Origin of the sequence: Holdemanella porci (assembly GCF_009696075.1) — a bacterium.
Classification (GTDB): Bacteria; Bacillota_I; Bacilli_A; order Erysipelotrichales; family Erysipelotrichaceae; genus Holdemanella; species Holdemanella porci.
This window is the reverse complement of sequence record NZ_VUMR01000063.1, coordinates 1-10,882: the sequence shown is the minus strand read 5'-3', so window position 1 is coordinate 10,882 and position 10,882 is coordinate 1. Positions and strand designations below refer to the sequence as shown.

Here is a 10,882-nt window from a genome sequence, read left to right as displayed (position 1 = left end):
ATGCTTGTCTGCTACCTATCCGGTTTTAGCATCCGTTTCCAGAAGTTATCCCGGGCACATGGGCAGGTTACCTACGTGTTACTCACCCGTTCGCCACTAGATTCAGGAAAGCAAGCTTTCCTTCCTCCCGTTCGACTTGCATGTATTAGGCATGCCGCCAGCGTTCATCCTGAGCCAGGATCAAACTCTCCATTTGATTTAGCTCCCAGATGTCTCTGACATCTTTGTTTCAATTCTTTGTTTGTTTCGAAATTGACGTTTTAGTTTGTATTTCTATTTCCTGTTCAGTTTTCAAAGATCATCTGCACCTCAGCAGTGCTCATCTATATTACCAAATACTTTTCGCTTCGTCAAATGTTTTTTTTATTTTTTTCATATTTTTTACTGTATACGCTTACAAAAAAATAGAGCCTTTCAACTCTATTTAAAATGTTCATAAGCAATACGATTGATATTTGCCATAACATCAGCACCTTTATCCCCTAAACTCGTTAAAACAACTATACTATATGATGTATTACATTCTACAAAACCAACACTATTTAAAGCATAATCATACATACCATACTTTTGAGGCATACTCAATTGTGTATCCCTATCTAGATATTCACCTGGTTCTGCCTTTTCCATATTTTTAATCAAACCTTTATAGTCTTCTTTATGATCATATAAATAGGTCACCACATCATTCATTGTATTAGCCGTTGTAACATTATCCATTGTATAATAATTCTCACTGATAGAATCTGTATATTTTGTCATTGCTTCCTTATATTCTTTCCAGCCACCAAGATTTTCATATAAGATATGACCTGCATCATTATCAGAATATATTATTAAATCATTTAAAAGATCACTTAAAGGAACCTGACTACCGATACCATAATCTGAACTAATAACCCCTGCATCCTCATGCATATATCCACTATATGTAAACGTTGAATCTAATGTATACTCACCCTCATTTACTTTATCATAATATAGCATTGCCAAAGGTAATTTATAAATACTCGCTGCAATAAACTCATCCTTCTCATTCATACTATATTTAATGTTATGTTCTAAATCCGTGATACAATATGCTACTCTTTCATGATCAATACCATCCTCTTGAAAATGCGCTTCTATATCTTTTTCCAAAGACATATCAATATATTGACTGTTATCATCATTTTCAACTTCCATATTTTGATCTTCTTCGATTTCCGTTAATCCTTGATACGCTTTTTTCTCTGTACTCTTCATCTCTACCACCAATACACAGAGTGCAATTAATAATGCAGATAATAGAGAAATAATAATAATTTTGTTTTTCTTATCCATGATAGACCCTTCCAAACTATGAAAAAGAGTCTATATAGACTCTTTAATATTTTAATGTTTAAAATGACGAACCCCTGTAAATACCATTGCGATGCCATGTTCATTACATTCATCAATTGAAAGTTGATCCTTAATAGATCCACCCGGCTGAATAATTGCAGTCACACCCGCTTTGATAGCTTCTTGAACTGTATCTGGCATCGGGAAGAAAGCGTCACTTGCCAATACAGAACCTTTCGCCTTTTCACCAGCCTGTTCAATCGCAATCTTAGCTGCACCAACACGGTTCATTTGTCCTGCACCAACACCAATTGTCATATCATCTTTTGCCAAGACAATCGCATTTGATTTTACGTGCTTAACAACTTTCCAACCAAACAACAATTGTTTGATTTCTTCTTCTGTAGGTTTACGATTTGTCACACATTTTAAATCTTCCTCATTAATTGTATGCTGATCCATCTCTTGAACCAATAGACCATCATTAACATTTGTATATTTTAACGCGCTTGAAACAGATAAGCTAGTATCTAATTTCATTAATCGAATATTTTTCTTACGAGTCAAGATTTCCAACGCTTCCTCAGAGAAGTCTGGCGCAATAATGATTTCCAAGAAAATCTTAGATAATTTTTCTGCCAATCCCTTTTCAACCTTTGCGTTCAACGCTACGATACCACCAAAAATCGAAATTGAGTCAGCCTCATAAGCTTTATCCCAAGCCGCTTCAATATTTTCACCAATACCAACTCCACATGGATTCATGTGTTTAACACCTACAGCTGCATATTGACCTTCAAAATCTTTTAAGATTTCAATAGCTGCATTTCCATCCTGAATATTGTTGTAAGACAATTCTTTACCATGAAGCTGAGTCGCATTTGCCAAAGAATATTGTGGATTCATTCCTTTATAGAAAGCAGCCTTTTGATGAGGATTTTCACCATAACGCAAGTCTTGAACCTTATCAAAAGTAATTGTCATACTTTCTGGGAATTCTTCATGTGTTTTCTTCGTTAAATAATCTGCGATCATCGCATCATAGCGAGCTGTATGACGGAATACTTTTGCAGCTAAACGCTCACGCGTTTCCAATGTTGTTTCTTGGTTTTCTCTAATTTCTTCAAGAACTTTATTATAATCTTTTGGATCACAAAGAACTGGAATACTTTGATAGTTTTTAGAAGCACTACGAAGCATACTAGGACCACCAATATCAATATTTTCAATAATTTCTTCGTGTGTTACACCTGGTTTTAATACAGTTTCTTTAAAAGGATATAGATTCACACAAACCAAATCAATATACTCAATTCCTAATTCTTGTAATTGACGTACATGGTCTGGATTTGAACGGACACAAAGTAATGCACCATGAACTTTTGGATGTAAAGTTTTCACACGACCATCCATAATTTCTGGAAAACCAGTCACATCACTGATTCCAATTGGATGAATTCCAGCTGCCTCAAGGGCTTTTTTTGTTCCTCCAGTAGAAATGATTTCATATCCACAATCTACTAATCCTTGTACAAATTCAACTAAACCAGTTTTATCGGATACACTTACTAATGCTCGCTTCATTATTTTTCCTCCTCTATACTTTTTGCGACTTGTTCAATGACTTGCCAGAACAAATCATATTCCATCGCATGTACATGCGATTCTAATGTTTCAAGATCCCAAGATGGGTCGATTGCTACTCTTTCTTGACGAATAATAGGACCTGTATCTACACCTTCGTCTACGAAATGAACTGTAACTCCAGTTTGTGCTACTTTTGCCTCATACGCATCTGCAATACTATGAGCTCCTGGAAATTCAGGTAAATAAGCCGGATGTAAATTGATGATACGATTTGGATAAGCACTTAATAAAGTGTGTCCAATAAAACGCATATATCCACTTAACACAATCAAATCAACCTTTTTTTCTTTTAATACCTCTAAGATTGCCGCTTCATAACCCGCTTTACCATCATATCCCTTTGGATTAAAATAAAACTCTTCTACTCCATGATTACGCGCACGAACTCTAGCATACGCATTTTCTTTATCCGCAATCAAACATGCACAATTCACATGCAAAGAACCATCTTCAATATGTGACAAGATTGTTTCAAAGTTAGTACCTGAACCACTCGCAAATACCGCAATATTTACCATTGGACATCTACCTGTCCTGTTTCAGTTACTTTACCAACCACATAGCTAGGTTCATTGATTTCATTTAAGGCAACTTGAACTTTTTCAACATCTGCTGGATCTACAGCCATCACAAAGCCAAGTCCCATATTAAATACGTTGTACATTTCTTTCGTAGAAATATCTCCATTTTTTTGAATCAAATCAAAGATTGGAGGTTTTGGGAATGCCTTTGTATCAATTTCAACACCCATACCCTCTTTTAACATACGAGGTACGTTTTCATAGAATCCACCACCTGTGATGTGGCTGCAAGCTTTTAATGTAATACCCGATGCTTTAATATGCTTTAATGCTTTTACATAAATTTTTGTAGGAGCCAATAATGCCTCTCCTAAAGTTTTACCTAATTCATCATAATAAGTATTCAAAGATTCTTCTGTAATATCAAATACATTACGAACCAATGAGAAACCATTACTGTGAACACCTGTTGAAGGAAGTCCAATTAACACATCTCCTACATTTAGATCCTTACCAGTAATCATATCTTTTTTATCGCATACACCAACGGCAAAACCTGCTAAATCATAATCTTCTTCTGGCATTAAACCTGGATGTTCTGCCGTTTCTCCACCAATCAAAGCCGCTTCAGATTGTAAACAACCCTCAGACACACCCTTCACAATGTCCGCAATTTTTTCTGGAACATTCTTTCCACATGCGATGTAATCTAAGAAGAATAGTGGTTCTCCACCTGCACATGCGATATCATTCACACACATCGCAACGGCATCAATTCCAATTGTGTCATGCTTATTCATAACCATCGCAAGTTTAACTTTTGTACCACAACCATCTGTACCAGAAAGTAATACAGGCTCTTCCATATCTTTAATTTTAGATAATGAGAAAGCACCAGAGAAACCGCCAAGTCCTCCTAACACTTCTGGACGCATTGTTTTCTTAACATGCTCCTTAATCAATTCAACAGATTTATATCCTGCCTCTAAACTAACGCCTGCTGCTGCATAATGTTCTGCCATACTCTACTCCTTTACCTCATCTTTATAATCTTGTAAATCTTCTGGACATTCACCTGTACAACAAGCTAAACAGCTTGTTTCAGGCACACACTTTTTAAAGTCTTCAACACTTAAGAAACGCAATGAATCCACCTGGAACAATTGTTCCATTTCATCTACTGTATAGTTAAATGCCGCCAAATCTTTTTGTGCCGTTGAATCCGCTCCATATAAACAAGGATATTTCAACATTGGCGAAGCTATACGTAAGTGCACTTCTTTTGCGCCTGCCTCTTTTAATAATTGACAAATTCGACGTGATGTAAAACCTTTCACAACACTATCATCTACTAAATAAACTCTTTTATCTTTAACAACTGAACTGATCGCATTTAAACGAACACGCATACCTTGCATTCTTTGTTGTTCTGTCGGGCGAATAAATGTAGAACCAATATAACGGTTTTTAATCAATCCCGTTTCATATGGTACATTCAATGTTCTGGCAAAACTTGCAGCTGCACTTAAAGCTGAATCAGGAACACCGACAACGATATCCGCTTCAATATTCTCTTCTTTAGCTAAATAATAACCACATTGTTTTCTTACTTCATGAACCGTTAAACCATTATGAACACTATCCGGTCTAGAATAATATACATACTCTAAAGCACAAGCCTTCGTTTCTGTTTCTTCAATAATCTGACTAGACTTCATACCTTCGCAATTGAAACAAATCAATTCACCTGGATTTACTTCACGAATAAATTCTCCACCAAGAATTGGGAACGAACAAGTTTCGCTACTGATACAATATCCTTCATCTACCTTGGCAATATATAAAGAACGAATACCATGAGGATCTCTTACTACATACAAACTGTCTTTTGTGACGACCATGAATGTATAAGCACCACTCATCATACGACAAGCTTTCGCAATTTTTTCTTCAAAAGAACCTGGATTCAACTGAATCAAATGTGCTAATAATTCTGAATCACTTGTTCCTTGAAAAATCAATCCTTCATTTTCTAATTTTGTTCTTAAAGAAATCGCATTCGTGATCATCCCACTTGATACAACCGCAAAATATCTTTGGTGACTACGCACCATAATTGGCTGAACATTTTCTAATTGAGAATCATTTTTTGTTGCCATTCGAAGCTGACCAATCGCAATATTCCCCTCTAAAGAATTTAACGTATCTTGTTTTAAATTCTCCGACAATAAGCCTAATCCCTTCTTACAAACAACATTTTCTCCATCACTAATTGCTAATCCAACACCATCTTGTCCTCGATGCTGAATGGCATGCATTGCTAAATAGATATTCTGGGCAGCTTGTTCTACATTGAACAAGCCAACAATCCCAGAAGAATCTTGAACTACTTTTTTCAACGTCATTCTACTTCACCTGCTTGTGTGTAAAATAACGAACACCATTTGCGAAAATATCTTGGTCTTTATTTCCAGCAATATTCTGGAACAAGCCTTTTTCATAACGCTCACTATGACCCATCTTGCCAAAGATCTTACCGTCTTCAGAGAAGATACCTTCGATAGCCATGCTCGAACCATTTAAGTTGTCTTTTCCATCCATTGTTGGAACACCATTTTCATTTACATACTGTGTTGCAATCTGACCATTTTCAATTAACTTATTCAATACTTCTTCACTCGCAACAAATTTACCTTCACCATGACTAACAGCAACTGAATATACATTTCCAGCTTTCATACCTGCAAGCCAAGGAGAAGCATTACTTGTAATACGAGTACGTGCAATATGAGAAACGTGACGATTGATATTATTTCTAAATAATGTTGGATTTTCCGCATCCAATTTTTCAATATCACCATAAGGCAATAATCCAGATTTGATCAATGCCTGGAATCCATTACAGATACCTAAGATCAAACCATCATTTGTACGCATTGTATCAATTGCTTGCGCAATCTTTGGATTTCTTAATACATTCGCAATAAATTTACCTGAACCATCTGGTTCATCACCACTACTAAATCCACCAACAATCATTAAGATTTGTGCTGTACTAATTTCTTTTGCTAAAGTTTCGATACTCTTTTGAATGTTTTCTACAGTTAAGTTATTAAATACAACTTGTTTAACTTCTGCACCAGCACGTTCAAACTTAGCTGTTGTATCAAATTCACAGTTTTGTCCAGGGAAAATAGGAATAATTACTTTTGGTTTTTCCACAACAACCTTAGACATTGGTACTTCTGCATCATTTAATGGAGTTTCTAAAGTATCTTTTCCTTCATCCACGATCATTGGATAAATTTCACTATAACGCTTTGTCCAAGCCTTTAATGCATCTTCAATTTCAACGGTTTCATCATTTAATACAATCTTAGAATCATCGTTTAAAATACCAATCAATTCTAAATGTTCATCTTGAATGCTTTCTGTAGCTTCCACGATCATTGAACCCAAATTGAATCCATATACATCTTCTTCTGTGTTGATCGCAACACCAACTTTAGATCCAAATGCCATTTTCGCAATAGTTGCACCTAGGCCACCAAATTTAATTGTGCTTGCCGCAACAATTTTCTTTTCTTGCATTAATTTATGAACCGTTTCAAAATTTTCCTTTAATTGTTCATAGTTTGGAACATTGTTTTTAACTGGTTTATGTTTTACCAAATATACATAGTCTCCAGGATTTTTAAATGAAGCCGAAACAATATCATCTGTTTTAGCTGTTGTTACCGCAAATGTAATCACTGTTGGTGGTACATGAATATCTTTATATGTTCCACTCATAGAGTCTTTTCCACCAATACTTGGTGTTTCAAATGCCAATTGAGCATCAATCAAACCTAATAAAGCTTCAAATGGTTGTCCCCATTTTTGTGCATCGACACCTAAATGTTCAAAATATTCCTGATTTGATAAACGACACTTCTTATAGTCAGCACCCAATGCTGTAATACGAGCTAATGCTTCAACAACTGAATAGCTAGCACCTAAATATGGAGAATATTTAGATACTTTTGGATCATATCCATATGTCATAACCGAACAAGTGTTTGTCATTCCATGCACTGGTAATTTTTGTACAGAACCTTCTTCAGGAGTCAATTGATATTTACCTCCAAAAGGCATCAACACTGTACTCTTACCAATAGAAGCATCAAACATTTCTGCCAAACCAATCTGACTTGCGACATTCGCATCTTGTAATACTGTATTTAAATCTGAGTTTACTGCATCAAATGGATGTTCATCATATTCATTTTCGCAAACGTCCACAATCTGGTGCTGACGAACACCGTTCGTATCCAAGAATGCACGAGACATATCAACAATTGTTTCACCGCGCCATTTCATGACTAAACGATTTGTATCTGTTACATCTGCAACTTTGATAGCTTCTAAGTTTTCTTTATATGCTTCTTCTTTGAATTTTTCAAAATCCTTAGCCTCGATACATACAGCCATACGCTCTTGTGATTCACTAATAGCTAATTCTGTTCCATCTAAGCCTTGATATTTAACTGGAACCGCATCTAAGTTGATATTCAAACCATCTGCAAGTTCACCTACGGCAACACTAACTCCACCTGCTCCAAAGTCATTCGCCTTTTTAATTAATTTTGTACAAGTAGGATTTCTAAATAAACGCTGTAATTTACGTTCAATCAAGGCATTTCCCTTTTGAACTTCACTAGAACATTTTTCCAAACTTGTTTCATTATGTTCTTTACTAGAACCTGTAGCTCCACCGATTCCATCACGACCAGTAGCTCCACCAATCATAACGATAATATCGCCAGCTTCTGGTTTTTCACGTTTAACATGTGATTTAGGAGCCGCACCCACAACTGCACCAACTTCCATACGTTTCGCAACATAGCCATCATCATAAATTTCATCTACAAATGTAGTTGCCAAACCAATTTGGTTACCATAACTTGAATAACCTTGAGCAGCGGTTTTTGAAATCTTAGATTGAGGTAATTTGTGCTCTAATGTTTCACTAATTGGTTTTGTGATATCTCCAGCCCCTGTAATACGCATAGCTTGATATACATAGCTACGTCCTGATAATGGATCACGAATAGCTCCCCCAATACATGTACTTGCTCCACCAAATGGTTCAATTTCTGTTGGGTGGTTATGTGTTTCATTTTTAAACATCAACAACCATTGTTCATCTTTTCCATCTACATCCACTGTAATTTCTACACTGCACGCATTGATTTCATCGGTAATCTCCATATCATCAAGTTTACCTTGTTTACGAAGATATTTACCTGCGATAGTAGCCATGTCCATCAATGTTTTTTCTTTACGATTTCCATGAACTTCCTGACGTAATTTTAAATATTTATCATAAGAAGCCTGTAACTCATCTGATAATGTATCCAAATGGAAACTTACATCATCTAATACAGTTTCAAAAGTAGTATGACGACAGTGATCTGACCAATATGTGTCTAACACACGTAGTTCAGTCATTGTGCAATCTCTTTTTTCTTCTTTTTCGAAGTAACGTTGAACATGCTCAATGTCCGCTTGAGACATGGCCAACCCTAAAGTCTGACGTAAAGAATCTAATTCTTCTTTACTCATTTTTGTAAATCCTTCTAATACAGGAACATCTTTTACTTCAACGTCCTGATCATCCACTAATACAGAAAGGTCTTTAACACGTGCTTCAACAGGGTTAACAATATAATGTGTGATTTTATTAAGTGTTTCTTCATCTACTGGGTTTGCGAACACTAATAAAGTACCTGAATGAATACGTACTGTTTGTTTGTTGTTCAAAAGCATCAAACATTGCATTGCACTGTCTGCTCTTTGATCATATTGACCTGGCAAAAATTCATATGCCAAATATGATTTACCTGTTAAATCTACAGAATCATATACATCATCTGTAACAACTTCGCTACAAACATTTTTCTTTAATAATTCAATATCATTTTCGTCAGCATCAAAAATATCATATAAATTGTATTTTGTAAGACCAAAATCTTCTTTTAAAGATAAAGATTGTCTTAATTCAGCCGCTAACGATTCACTTTCAACTTGAAACTGTTCTTTTTTATGAACAAAAATACGAGTATCCATTTCCTTCTCCTTATTCAACAATTGACTGTTCTAATACTTTTTGTGCTTGTTCTTTTTTAAACTCAACAATTTTATCCTGCAATGACTTATCATTTAGTCCGATCATCTGGCAAGCTAAAATAGCTGCATTTCTTGCCCCTGATTTTCCAATTGCGACAGTCGCAACAGGAACACCTTGAGGCATTTGTACTGTCGATAATAATGAATCCAATCCACCTAAAGCAGATGTCTGAATAGGGATTCCAATAACTGGCAACGGTGTAGAGCTAGCTAAAACTCCAGCTAAATGTGCTGCTCCTCCAGCTGCCGCAATAATAACCTGAATTCCACGTTCACACGCTGTCTTTGACAATTCCAAAACCGCTTCCGGCGTACGGTGAGCACTTAACACACGAACTTCATAGCCAACTTGAAAGTCGTCTAATTGTTTCATGCAGCCTTCCATACTAGGTAAGTCTGAACGAGAACCCATCACAATTAAAACACGCTTTGTTTCCATAAATGACCTTCCTTTCAAAACAAAAAAAGCGCACCTATAGTAGGCACACTTAAAAAAGCAATTCTTCTCTATCAATTGTGGTAAATCTTCTTAAGACCATAAGTAAGACCTCCAAAATCAGAAAAACACTTCTGCAACATTATAATACCTAAAATCAACTTAAATGACAACCTATATTTCATGAAAGTTATGCTCTAGGCATAAACAATTTATATTTTCTTAAATCAAATATATAAACAATTGAACTCAATCCCCAAGTAATTGGATACAACCAATGGGTTAAATACAAGCTGTGTACGCTCTGTCCTATCGTCATTAAAGCAACCACACGAACAGCACACCAACATACAAGCATGACCACCATTGGCATTAAAGGACGTCCCAAACCTCTTAAAATACTAGAAACCACGTGTGAAAAGCCTAAAAGGACATAGAAAAAGGCACAAATTTTTGCACGATCTACTCCAATCGCAATTACTTCTGGATTTTGATTAAAGAAAGATATAAAAGTTGGCGCAAATAAGTAGATCAAAATACCCAAACATTCAATCATTAATAATGCAGCTGCAAGCCCAAATAAAATTCCCTTTCGAGAACGTTCACTTTGTCCTGCCCCTTCATTTTGTGATACAAACGTCGTAAGTGCCATCGAAAAAGAAAGGCTTAACTAGCAATTTGGTGACTTTGCTATAATTCTTCTTTTTATCACTTACACGAATAACCACTCGTTTTTCAAATCCTTTAAGCGAGTGATTTTATAGATGTTTTTCAATCTAAGTAGTAC

7 protein-coding genes, 1 rRNA gene and 1 pseudogene are annotated in these 10,882 nt (G+C 35.7%); all 9 read right to left on the bottom strand.

Annotated features, from left to right (window positions below):
- Nucleotides 1-196 (bottom strand): 16S ribosomal RNA (locus FYJ55_RS09305); the annotation flags it as partial.
- A gap of 224 nt (nt 197-420) precedes the next feature.
- Nucleotides 421-1,323, bottom strand: a complete 903-nt coding sequence (locus FYJ55_RS09300) for a serine hydrolase (protein WP_154556592.1) — start codon at nt 1,321-1,323, stop codon at nt 421-423.
- Between the two features lie 51 nt (nt 1,324-1,374).
- Nucleotides 1,375-2,907 carry a bifunctional phosphoribosylaminoimidazolecarboxamide formyltransferase/IMP cyclohydrolase gene (gene purH, locus FYJ55_RS09295; protein ID WP_154556591.1) on the bottom strand — a complete coding sequence of 511 codons (1,533 nt, stop codon included), beginning with the start codon at nt 2,905-2,907 and terminating at the stop codon, nt 1,375-1,377.
- Complete coding sequence (gene purN / locus FYJ55_RS09290) at nt 2,907-3,488, bottom strand: phosphoribosylglycinamide formyltransferase (protein WP_154556590.1); 582 nt, start codon at nt 3,486-3,488, stop codon at nt 2,907-2,909. The genes purH and purN overlap by 1 nt, the downstream gene beginning before the upstream one ends.
- Nucleotides 3,482-4,513 carry a phosphoribosylformylglycinamidine cyclo-ligase gene (gene purM / locus FYJ55_RS09285; RefSeq protein WP_154556589.1) on the bottom strand — a complete coding sequence of 344 codons (1,032 nt, stop codon included), beginning with the start codon at nt 4,511-4,513 and terminating at the stop codon, nt 3,482-3,484. The genes purN and purM overlap by 7 nt, the downstream gene beginning before the upstream one ends.
- Before the next feature lie 3 nt (nt 4,514-4,516).
- Nucleotides 4,517-5,896, bottom strand: coding sequence for an amidophosphoribosyltransferase (gene purF / locus FYJ55_RS09280; protein ID WP_154556588.1), 1,380 nt, complete (start codon nt 5,894-5,896; stop codon nt 4,517-4,519).
- A 1-nt stretch (nt 5,897) separates the two neighbouring features.
- A complete protein-coding gene (locus FYJ55_RS09275) occupies nt 5,898-9,599 on the bottom strand; it encodes a phosphoribosylformylglycinamidine synthase (RefSeq protein ID WP_154556587.1) in 3,702 nt (1,233 codons plus the stop codon).
- A 10-nt stretch (nt 9,600-9,609) separates the two neighbouring features.
- On the bottom strand, nt 9,610-10,098 hold the full coding sequence (gene purE / locus FYJ55_RS09270; RefSeq protein WP_003865622.1) for a 5-(carboxyamino)imidazole ribonucleotide mutase: 489 nt from the start codon (nt 10,096-10,098) through the stop codon (nt 9,610-9,612).
- Between the two features lie 187 nt (nt 10,099-10,285).
- A pseudogene (locus FYJ55_RS09265) lies at nt 10,286-10,750 on the bottom strand (MATE family efflux transporter); the annotation flags it as partial.
- Nucleotides 10,751-10,882 lie beyond the last annotated feature (132 nt).

Excerpts from the sequence above, each read along its gene's own strand:
- purM (WP_154556589.1), bottom strand. The coding sequence starts at position 4,513 with ATGGCAGAACATTATGCAGCAGCAGGCGTTAGTTTAGAGGCAGGATAT.
- purF (WP_154556588.1), bottom strand. The coding sequence starts at position 5,896 with ATGACGTTGAAAAAAGTAGTTCAAGATTCTTCTGGGATTGTTGGCTTG.
- purE (WP_003865622.1), bottom strand. The coding sequence starts at position 10,098 with ATGGAAACAAAGCGTGTTTTAATTGTGATGGGTTCTCGTTCAGACTTA.
- purH (WP_154556591.1), bottom strand. The coding sequence starts at position 2,907 with ATGAAGCGAGCATTAGTAAGTGTATCCGATAAAACTGGTTTAGTTGAA.
- FYJ55_RS09275 (WP_154556587.1), bottom strand. The coding sequence starts at position 9,599 with ATGGATACTCGTATTTTTGTTCATAAAAAAGAACAGTTTCAAGTTGAA.
- FYJ55_RS09300 (WP_154556592.1), bottom strand. The coding sequence starts at position 1,323 with ATGGATAAGAAAAACAAAATTATTATTATTTCTCTATTATCTGCATTA.
- purN (WP_154556590.1), bottom strand. The coding sequence starts at position 3,488 with ATGGTAAATATTGCGGTATTTGCGAGTGGTTCAGGTACTAACTTTGAA.